The organism is Mycobacterium sp. NGS58 (assembly GCF_059812385.1).
Window position 1 is genome coordinate 142,436 of record NZ_JCALCO010000008.1, and the last position, 13,830, is coordinate 156,265.

At 68.3% G+C, this 13,830-nt stretch carries 12 protein-coding genes and 1 pseudogene; 4 read left to right on the top strand and 9 right to left on the bottom strand.

All coding sequences use genetic code 11. From position 1 onward, the window contains the following. Positions 1 to 3: 3 nt before the first annotated feature. The 6 genes and pseudogenes from AC5Y4H_RS10380 to rimP form a co-directional block, all read right to left on the bottom strand. Positions 4 to 1,011 (bottom strand): DHH family phosphoesterase, encoded by a 1,008-nt coding sequence (locus AC5Y4H_RS10380; protein ID WP_499981258.1) that lies wholly within the window; start codon positions 1,009 to 1,011, stop codon positions 4 to 6. After that, a pseudogene (gene rbfA, locus AC5Y4H_RS10385) lies at positions 997 to 1,474 on the bottom strand (30S ribosome-binding factor RbfA); the annotation flags it as partial. The pseudogene rbfA and the gene AC5Y4H_RS10380, both read right to left, overlap by 15 nt. A 52-nt stretch (positions 1,475 to 1,526) precedes the next feature. Continuing rightward, a complete protein-coding gene (gene infB / locus AC5Y4H_RS10390; protein ID WP_499981139.1) occupies positions 1,527 to 4,307 on the bottom strand; it encodes a translation initiation factor IF-2 in 2,781 nt (926 codons plus the stop codon). Positions 4,308 to 4,382: 75 nt separating this feature from the next. Then, complete coding sequence (locus AC5Y4H_RS10395; RefSeq protein ID WP_499981140.1) at positions 4,383 to 4,751, bottom strand: YlxR family protein; 369 nt, start codon at positions 4,749 to 4,751, stop codon at positions 4,383 to 4,385. Positions 4,752 to 4,822: 71 nt separating this feature from the next. Beyond that, positions 4,823 to 5,869 (bottom strand): transcription termination factor NusA, encoded by a 1,047-nt coding sequence (nusA, locus tag AC5Y4H_RS10400; RefSeq protein ID WP_499981143.1) that lies wholly within the window; start codon positions 5,867 to 5,869, stop codon positions 4,823 to 4,825. Then, entirely contained in the window at positions 5,866 to 6,399 is a 534-nt protein-coding gene (rimP, locus tag AC5Y4H_RS10405; protein WP_499981145.1) for a ribosome maturation factor RimP, read from the bottom strand. The genes nusA and rimP overlap by 4 nt, the downstream gene beginning before the upstream one ends. Positions 6,400 to 6,627: 228 nt before the next feature. Here rimP and AC5Y4H_RS10410 point away from each other — a divergent pair, with 228 nt between their 5' ends. Continuing rightward, on the top strand, positions 6,628 to 7,158 hold the full coding sequence (locus AC5Y4H_RS10410) for a hypothetical protein (RefSeq protein ID WP_499981147.1): 531 nt from the start codon (positions 6,628 to 6,630) through the stop codon (positions 7,156 to 7,158). Continuing rightward, on the top strand, positions 7,155 to 7,601 hold the full coding sequence (locus tag AC5Y4H_RS10415; protein ID WP_499981149.1) for a ferritin-like domain-containing protein: 447 nt from the start codon (positions 7,155 to 7,157) through the stop codon (positions 7,599 to 7,601). The genes AC5Y4H_RS10410 and AC5Y4H_RS10415 overlap by 4 nt, the downstream gene beginning before the upstream one ends. Here AC5Y4H_RS10415 and AC5Y4H_RS10420 read toward each other — a convergent pair. Next, positions 7,598 to 9,355, bottom strand: a complete 1,758-nt coding sequence (locus tag AC5Y4H_RS10420; RefSeq protein WP_499981151.1) for a proline--tRNA ligase — start codon at positions 9,353 to 9,355, stop codon at positions 7,598 to 7,600. The two genes, AC5Y4H_RS10415 and AC5Y4H_RS10420, sit on opposite strands and share 4 nt — an antisense overlap. A gap of 449 nt (positions 9,356 to 9,804) precedes the next feature. On the opposite strand from AC5Y4H_RS10420, the gene AC5Y4H_RS10425 reads away from it, so the two are divergent. Together AC5Y4H_RS10425 and AC5Y4H_RS10430 are read left to right on the top strand one after the other, a co-directional pair. Beyond that, the gene (locus AC5Y4H_RS10425) at positions 9,805 to 10,449 is read left to right on the top strand and encodes a nucleotidyltransferase domain-containing protein (RefSeq protein WP_499981152.1); all 645 of its coding nucleotides are present in this window, start codon (positions 9,805 to 9,807) and stop codon (positions 10,447 to 10,449) included. Further along, positions 10,449 to 10,838 carry a hypothetical protein gene (locus AC5Y4H_RS10430; protein ID WP_499981154.1) on the top strand — a complete coding sequence of 130 codons (390 nt, stop codon included), beginning with the start codon at positions 10,449 to 10,451 and terminating at the stop codon, positions 10,836 to 10,838. The genes AC5Y4H_RS10425 and AC5Y4H_RS10430 overlap by 1 nt, the downstream gene beginning before the upstream one ends. A gap of 129 nt (positions 10,839 to 10,967) precedes the next feature. Here the strand turns inward: AC5Y4H_RS10430 and AC5Y4H_RS10435 are convergent, their stop codons facing one another. Together AC5Y4H_RS10435 and cobA are read right to left on the bottom strand one after the other, a co-directional pair. Beyond that, on the bottom strand, positions 10,968 to 12,584 hold the full coding sequence (locus AC5Y4H_RS10435; RefSeq protein WP_499981155.1) for an MFS transporter: 1,617 nt from the start codon (positions 12,582 to 12,584) through the stop codon (positions 10,968 to 10,970). A 33-nt stretch (positions 12,585 to 12,617) separates the two neighbouring features. Continuing rightward, positions 12,618 to 13,823, bottom strand: coding sequence for a uroporphyrinogen-III C-methyltransferase (gene cobA, locus AC5Y4H_RS10440; RefSeq protein WP_499981159.1), 1,206 nt, complete (start codon positions 13,821 to 13,823; stop codon positions 12,618 to 12,620). Positions 13,824 to 13,830 lie beyond the last annotated feature (7 nt).

The following is a 13,830-nucleotide window of genomic DNA, read 5'->3' on the forward strand; positions in this document are numbered from 1 at the left end:
GTTCTAGCCGAGGGCGGTGCGCAGCGACGCCACCGCGTCGTCGATCGATCCGCTGGTCGAGTAGCCGGCCGCCAGCCGGTGCCCGCCCCCGCCGAACCCGGACGCGACCGACGCCAGGTCCACCGCGGCCTTGGCCCGCATCGACACCGACCACTGTCGCGGAGCGATCTCCTTGAACACCGCGGCGACCTCCGCCTGCTGCGTCGTGCGCACGATGTCGACGATGCTCTCGACTTCCTCTGGGCGTGAACCGACCCAATCCTCGTGCGCGACAACGGCATACACCAGCCCTAAGCCACCCGCGACGTCGGGCAGCAGCTGGGCAGAGGCCAGCACCCGCGACAGCAGCGGCAGCCATCCGAACGGGTGGCTGTCCATCAGCGTGCGGCTGATCGCGGCGTTGTCGACGCCGGCGTCGACCAGCCGGGCGGCCAGCCGCAGGGCGCGCCCGCTGGCCCAGCGGAACGAGCCGGTATCGGTCGTGAGTCCGGCGTAGATGCAGTGCGCGACGTCGGATTCGATCGGCTTGCCCCAGGCGTCGAGAATGTCGGCGATCATCATCGTCGTCGAATCTGCCGACACGTCAATGAAATTGGCGGTGCCGAACACATCGTTGGAGGCGTGGTGGTCGATGACCAACACCTCGCCTGCCGCTATGGCCAACTCGCTCAACGCGCCCAGCCGCTTGACGCTCGGAACGTCAACGGTCACAACCAAGTCGGCGTCGCGGTCCATCGCGTCTGGACTGACCAGCAGCCGGCAGCCGGGCAGCGACGCCAGGGACTCGGGCAGCCCCGCCGGCTCGGCGAAACTGACCTCGACCCGCTTGCCGCACTTGTCCAGCACCAGCCCCAGCGCCAGCCCGGCGCCGATGGTGTCGGCGTCGGGATGCACGTGGGCGATCACCGCGACGGTGTCGGCTCCCGACAGCAGTTCGACCGCACCCGCGGCGTCGATGCGCGCCCCCACCCTGGAGCCGCCCAGTTCAGTATTCGCGTTGGTCGTCGTCACGGATACTCCCGTCGAAGCCGGGCTCGAGGCCCGATCCGCTTTCCCGATAAGGATCGGCCTCCCCGGCCGGCTTGGCGCCCGAACGAACCCGCGCCAGATCAGCGTCCGCAGCACGCGCACGCGCCAACAACTCGTCCATCCGCTGCACGTTGTCCGACGTGGTGTCGCGGGTGAACGTCAGCGTGGGCGTGAAGCGCACGCCGGTGCCGGCACCGACCAGGGTGCGCAGCGCCCCCTTGGCCCGTTCCAGGGCGGCCGCGGCGGCCCCGTAGTCCGGCTCGTCGTCCAGCGTGCGTCCCATCACCGTGTAGAACACCGTCGCATCGTGCAGGTCGGCGGTCACCTTCGCGTCGACGATGGTGACCCCCTCCAGCCCGGGATCCTTGATCTCGAACTCGATCGCCGAGGCGACGATCGTGTTGATCCGCTTGGCCAAACGGCGCGCCCGGGCCGGGTCGGCCATTATGAATTCACCGCCTTCTCCTCATCGCTTCGCTCTGCATCGTCGGCGGTGGTCAGGTGCGCTCTTTCTGGACCAACTCGTAGGACTCGATGATGTCGCCTTCCTTGAGGTCGGAGTAACCGAGCGTCATACCGCACTCGAAGCCCTCGCGGACCTCGGTCACGTCGTCCTTCTCCCGTCGCAGCGAGGTGATCGAGAGGTTGTCGGTGACCACGATGTTGTCCCGCAACAACCGCGCCTTGGCGTTGCGGCGCACGATGCCGCTGCTGATCATGCAGCCGGCGATGATCCCGACCTTCGAGGACCGGAAGATCGCCCGGATCTCGGCGCGGCCCAGCGTGTTCTCCTCGTAGATCGGCTTGAGCATGCCGCGCAGGGCCTTCTCGATCTCGTCGATCGCCTGGTAGATCACCGAGTAGTAGCGGATCTCCACACCCTCGCGGTTGGCCAGCTCGGTGGCCTTGCCCTCGGCACGCACGTTGAAGCCGATGATCACCGCGTCCGAGGCCGACGCCAGGTTGACGTTGGTCTCGGTGATGCCACCGACACCGCGGTCGATGACGCGCAGCGCCACCTCGTCGTCGATCTGGATGCCCATCAGGGCCTCTTCCAGCGCCTCGACCGTACCGGCGTTGTCGCCCTTGAGGATCAGGTTCAGCTGGCTGGTTTCCTTCAGCGCCGAGTCCAGGTCCTCCAGGCTGATCCGCTTGCGGGAACGCGCCGCCAGCGCGTTGCGCTTGCGGGCGCTGCGCTTGTCGGCGATCTGGCGGGCGATGCGGTCCTCGTCGACGACCAGGAGGTTGTCGCCGGCGCCCGGCACCGAGGTGAAACCGATGACCTGCACCGGCCGCGACGGCAGCGCCTCTTCGACGTCGTCGCCGTGCTCGTCGACCATGCGGCGCACCCGGCCGTACGCGTCGCCGGCGACGACGGAGTCGCCGACGCGCAGCGTGCCGCGCTGCACCAGGACCGTGGCGACCGGACCTCGACCGCGGTCCAGGTGCGCCTCGATCGCCACACCCTGGGCCTCCATGTCGGGGTTGGCCCTCAGGTCCAGGGCCGCATCGGCGGTCAGCAGCACCGCCTCGAGCAGCTGCTCGATGTTGGTGCCCTGCTTGGCGGAGATGTCGACGAACATGGTGTCGCCACCGAAATCCTCTGCCACCAAACCGTATTCGGTGAGCTGCCCGCGGATCTTGGCCGGATCGGCGCCCTCGACGTCAATCTTGTTGACCGCCACCACAATCGGCACGTCGGCCGCCTGGGCGTGGTTGATGGCCTCCACCGTCTGCGGCATGACGCCGTCGTCGGCTGCGACCACCAGGATGGCGATGTCGGTGGCCTTCGCGCCGCGGGCACGCATGGCGGTGAACGCCTCGTGGCCCGGGGTGTCGATGAACGTGATCGGCCGCTCGACGCCGTCGTGTTCGACGGTCACCTGGTAGGCACCGATGTGCTGGGTGATGCCACCCGCCTCGGCCTCGCGCACGCTGGCGTTCCGGATGGTGTCCAGCAGTCGGGTTTTACCGTGGTCGACGTGACCCATGACGGTCACCACCGGCGGCCGGGTCTGCAGGTCCTCCTCGCCGCCCTCGTCCTCGCCGTAGGACAGGTCGAAGGACTCCAGCAGCTCGCGGTCCTCGTCCTCGGGGCTGACGACCTGGACGACGTAATTCATCTCGCTGCCCAGCAGCTCGAGCGTCTCGTCGCCGACCGACTGCGTGGCGGTGACCATCTCGCCGAGGTTGAACAGCGCCTGCACCAGCGAGGCCGGGTTGGCGTTGATCTTGTCGGCGAAGTCGCTCAGCGACGCGCCGCGGGCCAGCCGGATGGTCTCGCCGTTGCCGTGCGGCAACCGCACACCGCCGACGACGGGCGCCTGCATGTTCTCGTATTCGGCGCGTTTCGCCCGCTTCGACTTGCGGCCCCGTCGCGGCGCACCGCCGGGACGGCCGAAAGCGCCGGCGGCACCGCCGCGCTGGCCTGGGCGGCCACCGCCGCCACCGCCACCAGGACGGCCACGGAATCCGCCGCCGCCTCCGGGCGGGGCACCGACTCCGCCGCCACCGCCGCCGCGGTAGTTGCCGCCGCCGCCGTCACGACCGCCGGGACCACCAGGACGGCCACCGCCGGGACGCGGGGCACCGGGCCGGGCCGGGCGACCAGGCCCACCGGCGCCGGCGGGTCGCGGCGGCATGTTGCCCGGGGAAGCACCGCCGGGCCGCGGTGCGCCCGGACGGGGCGCTCCCGGACGGGGCGCCTGCGGGCGCGGGATGGGCCGGTCGACGGGTTGCGCCGACGAGAACGGGTTGTTGCCGACGCGCGGGGCGCGGGGCTTGGGCATCGGACCCGGACGCGGGCCCGGCGTCATACCGGGGCGCGGCGCCTGGCCGGGCGGCTGCCCGGGCGCGGGCGGCTTCGGCTGCCCCGGCGACGGCGCGGACGGCCGTGCGGGAGCCGGGCCCGGGCGGGCCGGGGCCTCGGCGGGCGTCGCAGCGGACGCGGCCGGGGCGGCGGGCCGGGCGGGCGTCGCCGTCGCTTCGCCGTTGCCGACCGCACTGCCGATGGCGTTGTCGAGGGCCTTGTCGAGCGATTTGTCGGGGGCCTTGGCGGCGGGCGCCTTGGTTCCCCCTTGTGCACTGGCTTTCGCGGGGGCCTTCTCGGCGGCCTTGCCGCCGCCGAAGGACTCGCGCAGCCGGCGGGCCACCGGGGCTTCTACCGTCGACGATGCCGATTTAACGAATTCGCCCTGATCATTCAGTCGGGCGAGGACTTCCTTGCTGGTGACACCGAGTTCCTTAGCTAACTCGTGTACGCGGGCCTTACCTGCCACTACATCTCCTGTCTATGAGGCGACAGTCGTGGGGCCGCGCCTCGGGTTCAGCTATGACGCATTGTCATCGGGACTTCACGGTGTGCTCATGTTCTTTGCTACCTGTTCTGTTGCCGGGCGCTCGGGCGCACAGAGGAACTCTATGTGCTCGACCACCGCGGATGTATCCGGTGAACCGGTGATGCGCAGCGCTTTGGTGAAAGCCCGCCGCCGGATTGCCTGTCGCACGCACTGCGGCCCGGGATGCAGCCATGCACCCCGCCCCGGCAGCCTCTTGCCTGTGTCAACGATCACGGCGAAGTCGCCGTTCCCGCTCGGCACAGCCACCACTCGAAGCAGCTCGACGGCCAGCTCTCGCTTTCGGCACCCGACGCACGTCCGTACGGGTCCACCCGCATGACGGTGCGACGTGGCTTCAGGAGCCGAAAGTTCGCGCTGGATCACGGCTCAGTCTAGCGTCACCGAATCGATGGTCAGAACCGCCCGAGGATGTGCCGGGGCGGCCGGCCGGGCAGCTAGCGGTCGTGGGCCATTCCGTGGGTGGCGCCATGTTCGGACTGGCGCTCCGAATGTCCAACGGGCGAGTCCCCGCGGATGTCGATGCGCCATCCCGTGAGCCGGGCAGCCAGGCGCGCGTTCTGGCCCTCCTTGCCGATGGCCAGCGACAGCTGGAAGTCGGGTACCACCACGCGGGCAGCGCGCGCCGCCTGGTCGATGATCGAGACCGATACCACCTTCGCCGGCGAGAGCGCATTGGCGACGAAGCGCGCGGGGTCGTCGTCGTAGTCGATGATGTCGATTTTCTCGCCGGACAGCTCGCTCATCACGTTGCGGACCCGCTGCCCCATCGGGCCGATGCAGGCGCCCTTGGCGTTCAGGCCGGGAAGGTTGGACTTCACCGCGATCTTGGAACGGTGGCCGGCCTCCCGGGCCACGGCGACGATCTCCACGGATTCGTCGGCGATCTCGGGCACTTCCAGCGAGAACAGCTTGCGGACCAGGTTCGGGTGGGTGCGCGACAGGGTGATCAGCGGCTCCCGCGCCCCGCGGGTCACCCCGATCACGTAGCACCGCACGCGGTTGCCGTGCTCGTAGCTTTCGCCGGGCACCTGCTCGGCCGCCGGGATCACGCCCTCGGAGGCCTTCGTCTCGGTGCCCATCCGGACCACGACCAGGCCGCGGGCGTTTGCCCGGCTGTCACGCTGGATGACGCCCGCGACGATCTCCCCCTCGCGGGTGGAGAATTCGCCGTAGGTCCGCTCGTTTTCCGCGTCGCGGAAACGCTGCAGCATGACCTGGCGGGCGGTGGTGGCGGCGATGCGCCCGAATCCCTCGGGGGTGTCGTCCCATTCACTGATGACGTTGCCGTCTTCGTCGGTCTCCCGGGCCATCACCCGCACGACACCCGTCTTGCGGTCGATCTCGATCCGCGCGTCGTTCTGGTGGCCTTCGGTGTGCCGGTAGGCGGTGAGCAGCGCCGATTTGATCGTCTCGAGCAGCTCGTTGACCGAGATGCCCCGATCTACCTCGATGGCGTGCAGCGCGGCCATGTCGATGTTCATGCTCCGGTCTCCGTCCTCCGGGCCTGACCCATACTCGCCAGTTCCAGCTCCGCTTGGTTCGGAGGCGAAAACTCTACCTGGACAACAGCTTTCGCAATGTCTCCGAGTGGGATCTCGCGCACTGCCCAGTCCCGGCCGGCGCGCACCACCAGCGCGACCGTGCCCTCGGTTGTCGCACCGACCCGGCCGGTCAGCTTCGATCCGTCCGACAAAACCACGTCGACCTTGCGGCCGCGGGCCCGACGGAAATGCTTCGGGGTGGTCAGCGGGCGGTCCACGCCGGGCGAGGAGACCTCGAGCACGTAGTGGTCCGATATGGCGTCCAGGCCGTCGAGCAGCGCCGATGCCGAGCGGGACAGCGTGGCTGCCGTGTCCAGATCGAGGCCGTTGTCGCTGTCGGCGATCACCATGATTCGCGGGGGACGGGTCCGGGCGTCGATGACCACGTCTTCGATATCGAAGCCGGCGCGCGCAAACTCTCCACCGAGTAGCTCGATCACCTGCGTCTGCGACGGTAGCCCGGTGGTCACGGCGAGCTCCTCATCTTGAGTTGTCCGGTCATCTGGCGGATGTCGGCGCCCCGATGGCTTCGCAGGCGACTTCCGGTGTCCCGGCGGAGGAGCATCCGTGCCGGCCGTTGCTGTCAGCGGCTGTCCTCTGCGAGAACCAGCTATCCACGATACGCCAGGATTCGAGGTTGACGCCGTGATCACGTCCTGGCATCTTGCCCGCCTTCGCCCCGATGGCAGGATGTCCTTGTGCCTAGCGCAGTTCCGTTCGTCAACAGACGAGATGTCCTCGCCGGCGGTGTGGCTTTGGCCGCGCTCGGGGCGGGGGTGACCGCCTGCAGCAAGCCCGCGCCCAAGCCGCCGCCCGTCGAGCAACTGCTGGGGCCGCTCGATCAGGCCCGGCACGACAGCGCCCTTGCGGGTGCCGCCGCCGCGGCCGTCGGCAACCCGCCACAGGTCGCCGCCGCGTTGGGGGTGGTGTCCAGCCAGCGCGCCGCCCATGCTCGGGCGCTGTCCGCGGAGATCTCCCGCGCGACCGGCAAGCTCGCCACGTCGCCCTCGAGCGAAACGCCCAGCCCGAGCCAGGCTCAACCGGCCGGGCCGCCCCCGCCCCCGCCGCCGGTGTCCGACGTGATCGACGCGTTGCGCGCCTCGGCCGACAGCGCGAGTCGCCTGGTCGGCACCGAACCCGGGTACCGGGCCGGGCTGCTCGCCTCGATCGCCGCTTCGTGCACGGCGTCATACACGGTGGCGCTGGTGCCCGGGGGTCCGTCGATATGACCTCGGGCAAGGACGCCGACAACACGGCGCTGTGCGACGCGCTGGCGATCGAGCATTCGACGATCTACGGCTACGGCATCGTCTCGGCGCTCTCGCCGCCCAGCGTGAACGACATGGTGGTGGAGGCGCTCGCGCAGCACCGCCAGCGCCGCGACGACGTCATCGCGATATTGAACGCCCGCAAGGTGACCGCGCCGGTCGCGGCGGCCGGCTACCAGCTGCCCATGGTGGTCGGCGGTCCGGCCGACGCGGCGCGGCTGGCCGCACGGATGGAGAACGACGGCGCGGGAGCGTGGCGGGTGGTCGCCGAGCACGCGGAGACCGGCGCGGATCGCGCGTTCGCCGCGACGGCCCTGGTCCAGAGCGCGGTCATGGCCGCTCGGTGGAGCCGGGTCCTGGGCGCCTGGCCGATCACGACGAGCTTCCCCGGCGGGAACGACTAGCCGCCCAGGACCGCCGCGATATCGGTGGCCAGCGACGGGCCGGTCGCCACTTCGCGGGTTTGACCGCCGAAGCGGTCGCGCAGCTCCACCACGCCGTCCGCCCAGCCCCGCCCCACCACGACGATCCACGGCACGCCCAGCAGTTCGGCGTCCTTGAACTTCACGCCCGGCGAGGCCTGGCGGTCGTCGAGCAGCACTTCGATGCCCAACCCGTCCAGCTCGGCGGCCAGGTCGGTGGCTCCGGTGCGGGCCTGGTCGTCTTTATTGGCGATCACCAGATGGACGTCGAAGGGTGCGACCGCAGACGGCCACCGCAGGCCCAACTCGTCGTGGTGCTGCTCGGCGATGACGGCGACCATCCGCGACACCCCCAGGCCATAGGAGCCCATGGTCAGGCGCACCGGCTTGCCGTCCTCGCCGAGCACATCGGCGGTGAAGGCGTCGGTGTATTTGCGGCCGAGCTGGAAGATGTGGGCGACCTCGATACCGCGCGCCGAGACCAGGGGGCCAGCGCCGTCCGGCGAGGGGTCACCGTCGCGGACCTCGGCGGCCTCGATGGTGCCGTCGGCGGCGAAGTCCCGGCCGGCGACCAGTCCGACGACGTGCCGCCCGGCTTCGTCGGCCCCGGTGATCCAGCTGGTGCCGTCCACCACCCGCGGATCGACCAGGTAGCGAACACCGTTGTCTTGCAACGCTTTCGGACCGATGTACCCCTTCACCAGGAACGGGTACTTGGCGAAGTCGGCGTCGTCGAGCAGCGCATATTCGGCCGGTTCCAGCGCCGCGCCCAGCCGCTTGTCGTCGACCTCACGGTCCCCCGGCACCCCGATGGCCAGTAGCTCCCACTCGCCGCCCGGCTGGCGGACCTTGAGCAGGACGTTCTTCAACGTGTCGGCCGCGGTGACGGGGCGCCCCAGGTCCGCCTGGTTGGCCCAGTCCACCAGGGTGGCGATGGTCGGGGTGTCGCCGGTGTCGTGGACCACCGCCTCGGGCAGCCCGGCCACTTCTTCCGCGGACTTCGGTTCTGGGCGGGCGGTGACGACGGCCTCGACGTTGGCCGCGTACCCGGACTCCAGGCACCGCACGAAGGTGTCCTCACCGACCGCGCTTTCGGCCAGGAACTCCTCGGATGCGCTGCCGCCCATGGCGCCCGACACGGCGGAGACGATGACGTAGCGCACCTGCAGGCGCGAGAAGATGCGCTGATAGGCCTCGCGATGCGCGTGGTAGGCGGCCTTGAGTCCGGCGTCGTCGACGTCGAACGAGTAGGAGTCCTTCATCAGGAACTCGCGGACCCGCAGGATGCCGGCCCGTGGCCGCGCCTCGTCACGATATTTGTTCTGGATCTGATACAGCAGGACCGGAAAGTCTTTGTAGGAGCTGTATTCGCCCTTGACGGTCAGGGTGAACAGCTCTTCGTGGGTGGGGCCCAGCAGGTAGTCGTTGCCGCGCCGGTCCTGCAGCCGGAACACCGAGTCGCCGTATTCGGTCCACCGGTTCGTCGTCTCATACGGTCCGCGCGGCAGCAGGGCGGGGAACAAGATCTCTTGCCCGCCAATGGCGTTCATCTCCTCGCGGACGATGCCCTCGATCCGGCGCAGCACCCGCAACCCCAGCGGCAGCCAGCTGTACAGCCCGGGTGCTACGGGCCGGATGTAGCCCGCCCGGATCAACAGCTTGTGGCTGGCAACTTCGGCGTCGGCGGGATCGTCGCGCAAGGTGCGCAAAAACAACTGGGACATCCGGGTGATCACAGCGGGCCAGCCTAGCGGTGACTGCGAGCGCAACGAAGTTGGGCGTGGCAGGTCAGCGCCATCAAAGCTAGCGGTGACTAGGCGCCTGGCGACGATGCGGGCCGCACCGGCCCGCTGAGGACCCGGGCAATTAGGCACAGCACAACGAAGTTGGGCGTCGCAGGCCCCCCCTTCAGGTCTAGCGGTGGACTCGGCGACGCGAGCCGACTTATGCGTGGCCGCGCGGATTTGATATCGCCCGCCCTATCGAATCCCGCCGTTCCTGCGTGTACCAACGCAGCGACGAAGACCATCTGCAACCCCTGGCGGGCGAACAGCGACGCAGCGCCTCACTGCAGCGAGTGATCACTCGTTGTACAGAAGGTCGACGCCTGATTCCAATTTTATTCGCGATACTCAAACTATAGTGGGTATAGTCAAACTTTAGTTGGAGATGGGAGGTCGCTGCGTTGCAGCTTAACCGGCCATTCGCAACGGTGACGCCAACGTTAGATGGTGACGTCCTCGCCGTACTGGCACTCGGCGAAATGACTTTCACGATTAGCCAGATACAGCGCATCCTTACTAGCGCGTCCGGCGAAGGCATCCGCAAAGTCCTCGCCCGCCTGACCGTCCAGGGTGTCGTACTGCACGCTCGAGTGGGCAGAACTAACACATACCGCCTTAACACCGAACATCTTGCAGCAGAGCCGATCCAGGGGCTATCACGGCTGACTGCGACATTTCTGGAGCGGCTCGAGATGCAACTGAAAGGGTGGGCAGAGGCGCCCAAGTATGCCGCGGTGTTCGGATCGGCGGCAACGGGCCTCATGAAACTCGACAGTGACATCGATCTGTTCCTGGTGCGAGCTACGTCAACCGAACACGCTGACGATGAAGGTGAATCGGAAGCATGGGAGCAGCAGGTGACCGAACTCGCGCGGTCGATCACCGCCTGGACTGGCAACGATGGACGCATTGTCGAGTACACCGAAAACGATCTTCGGACCGCGGCTGCCGCTGGTGAACCGCTGCTCAGTGACGTTGCCAAGCAGGGCCTGACTGTCGCCGGGACACGGGCATGGCTAAATAGGCAGCTCCGGAGGAGGTCCTGATGGCCGGGACACGGGACTGCAGCGCCGCTGTCATCACGGGACGCATGTCCAAAGCGGTCGAGTTCTTGGAAGGCGGCGAGCATCTGCAAGACGAGATGCCGAACGCTGCGGGCGACCTTTTCGTCGACGCCGGCATCGCGGCCTCCGATGTTATCTGCTGCATCCGCCTTGGCGTGCACTCGAACAGCGGCACCCACAGTGAAGCAATCACGTTGCTGGAGCGGGCCAGCAAGGGAACCGAAAAGCACCTCAATACCCTGCTCGGCTTGAAAAACAAGGCGGCATACACCCATCAAGCACTATCCCCAGCAGAGTGCAAGAAGATGAATAGAGCCGCCTCCCATCTCGTCGAGGCAGCCAGGCGGGCCGTAGCGTCAGCTGGCAAGTGACGAAGTTTCCACGACATCCGGCGACTAGCTCAGCTTCACGCGGCAAGATTCTTGAAAAACAGCCTCTGAAGTAGGTCGGACGGGGCTCGAACACGGACCAATGGAGCCGGCCGCCGTCGACGGCGCGAGCTACAACTCTCCGGCGTCCATCGCTTCCTTGACCTCTTGCGCGTGCGCAACCTGGTCGGGGGTGTAGCCGATCAGCAACGCCGCACCGCCCACGATGACGGCGACGCCGGCGACCCACAGCAGCCCGTAGGTGTAGCCATGGTCCAGCGCGGACAACTGCGCGTCGCTCATGAACTTCACCGGTCCGGTGGTGCCGCCCAGATACAGCGTCCGCGAGGTAATCACGGCCTGGATGACGGCCAGCACCAGCGGCCCGCCCAGGCTCTGCAGCATCAGCGTGACCGCCGACACCGGGCCGATCTGATCGAAGCCCACGCCGGCGATCGCCGACAGCGTCAGCGGGACGACGGCCATGCCGATGCCGATCCCGCCGACCACGATGGGCAGCACCAGGTTGGGGAAGTAGGCGACGCCGCGGTGCATGAACGCCCAGCCGTACAGCATCGCCCAGAACAGCAGGATCCCGCCGCCGATGGTCAGCACCCGCGGCGAGAACCGCGACACCAGCTGCGAGGAGACGCCGAGACCGATGCCCATCGCGATGACGAACGGGATGAAGCCGATGCCGGCGCGCAGCGCGCTGTAACCGAGGATGTCCTGCACGTACAGACCGATGCACACGGTCAGGCTGAACATCAGCCCGCCCGCCAGGAAGATGGCGGTGAAGGTGACCAGCCGGTTGCGGTCACGGAACAGGTTGAACGGGACGACGGGATTTTCGGCCGTGCGCTCGACGATGACGAACGCGAGCGCGGCTCCCAGCGCCACCACGCCCGACCCGATGGTGGTGATCGACACCCAGCCCTTTTCGGGACCCATCGAGAAGGCGAAGACGGCCGCGGTGCACGTCAGGGTGGCCAGCATGGCGCCGGTGGCGTCGAGTTTCATCCGCTCGCGGTTGGTCTCGCGCAGCGCGGTGCGGGCCAGATAGATCATCACCAGGCCGATCGGCACGTTCACCAGGAACGCGAGCCGCCAGGACACCTCGGTGAGCGCGCCGCCGACCACCAGGCCCATCACCGAACCGATCGCCGTCATCGCGGCGAACACCGCCGTCGCGAAATTGCGCGCCGGACCCTTGGGGAAGGTGGTCGCGACCAAAGCCAGACCGGTCGGCGAGGCGATGGCCGACCCCACGCCCTGCGACAGCCGCGCGATGACCATGGTCGCCTCGTCCCAGGCGACCGCGCACAGCACTGATGAGATGGTGAACAGCGCGACACCCACGATGAAGGTGCGCTTGCGTCCGATCGTGTCGCCGAGGCGACCGCCCAGCAGCATCAACCCGCCGAACGTCAGCACGTAGGCGGTGATCACCCAGCTGCGGCCGGCGTCGGAGAGGCTCAGCTCGTTCTGGATCTTGGGCAGCGCGACGATGGCGACGGTGCTGTCCATCGTCGCAAGCAGCTGCATACCGCCGATGGCGATAACGGCCGCGATGAAGCGTCGCGAGGGCAGCCACGCCGGGTAGTACTTGCTGATGCGCTTCAGGGCGGTCTCCGCCGGGGGCTTGGAGGCGGTCTCCGCCGGGAGCGCAGCGCTCGCCGGGGCCGGACGATCGGGGCGCGCCGAGGCGAGTATCTGCCCCGCGCGCTCTGCATCGTTGAGAGCCGTCATAAAGGGTTACCTTACAGTAATCTTAAGAACCGTTTAAAGCCCGAAGGCCGCCACGGCGCCGATCACGATGATCGCGGGAGGTCGGATACCCTCGGCGCGGATCTTCTCGGGCGTGTCGGCCAGGGTAGCCCGCAAACTGTGTTGGGCAGCGGTCGTTCCATGCTGAACCACCAGCACCGGAGTATCCGCAGGTCGTCCGCCTTTAAGGAGGGCCTCGGCAAAAAGTTCGATGCGTTCGACCGCCATCAGCAAAACGATCGTGCCCGACATCGCGGCCAGCGCATCCCAATTCACTAACGATTCAGGATGGCCGGGCGGCAGATGCCCGCTGACCACCACAAACTCATGATTTATGGCCCTGTGGGTGACCGGAACACCCGCCAAAGCCGGCACGCCTATGGCACTTGTCACACCCGGCACCACCGTCACCGGGATTCCGGCCTCGACACACGCCAGCACTTCTTCATATCCGCGCGCGAACACGAACGGGTCGCCGCCTTTGAGGCGCACCACGAAGCTGCCGGCCCGCGCGCGTTCGATCATGACGTCGTTGATGGCGTCCTGCGCCATGGCCCGCCCGTACGGGATCTTGGCGGCGTCGATGACTTCGACGTGCGGGGGCAGCTCGGCGAGGAGTTCCGGCGGCGCGAGACGGTCGGCGACCACCACGTCGGCCTGGGCCAGCAGCCGCCTGCCGCGCACGGTGATCAGTTCGGGATCGCCCGGCCCGCCGCCGACCAGAGCGACGCCGCCCTTGACGACGTCGGAGCTCACCGGGCTGTCGGGCGTGATGAGTCCGGTCTGCAGCGCCTCGCGGATGGCCGAGCGGATCGCGGCCGACCGGCGATGGTCGCCGCCGGCCAGGACTCCGACGGACAGCCCCGCGTAGCCGAAAGACGCTGGGGTCACCGCGGTCCCCTCGACGGCGATGTCGGCCCGGACGCAGAAGATGCGGTGACGTTCGGCCTCGGCGACCACCGCCTCGTTCACTTGCGGGTCGTCGGTGGCCGCGATCGCGTACCAGGCTCCGTCGAGGTCACCGTCTCGGTATTCGCGCAGTGCCAGGCTGATTCCCGTCATCGCCTCGACGGACCTGGTCGCGCTGCGGGAGATGACGTGAACGTCGGCGCCGCTGGCGATGAGCAAGGGCAGCCGGCGCTGGGCGACGGTGCCGCCACCGACCACGACGACCTTTTTGCCGGCCAGCCGCAGCCCAACGAGGTAGGCGCTCTCGGTCACCCGGCAA

What these genes read in the sequence shown, in the direction of transcription:
- AC5Y4H_RS10435 (WP_499981155.1), bottom strand. Translation starts at nt 12,584, where the DNA reads ATGACGGCTCTCAACGATGCAGAGCGCGCGGGGCAGATACTCGCCTCG.
- nusA (WP_499981143.1), bottom strand. Translation starts at nt 5,869, where the DNA reads ATGAACATCGACATGGCCGCGCTGCACGCCATCGAGGTAGATCGGGGC.
- AC5Y4H_RS10430 (WP_499981154.1), top strand. Translation starts at nt 10,449, where the DNA reads ATGGCCGGGACACGGGACTGCAGCGCCGCTGTCATCACGGGACGCATG.
- AC5Y4H_RS10415 (WP_499981149.1), top strand. Translation starts at nt 7,155, where the DNA reads ATGACCTCGGGCAAGGACGCCGACAACACGGCGCTGTGCGACGCGCTG.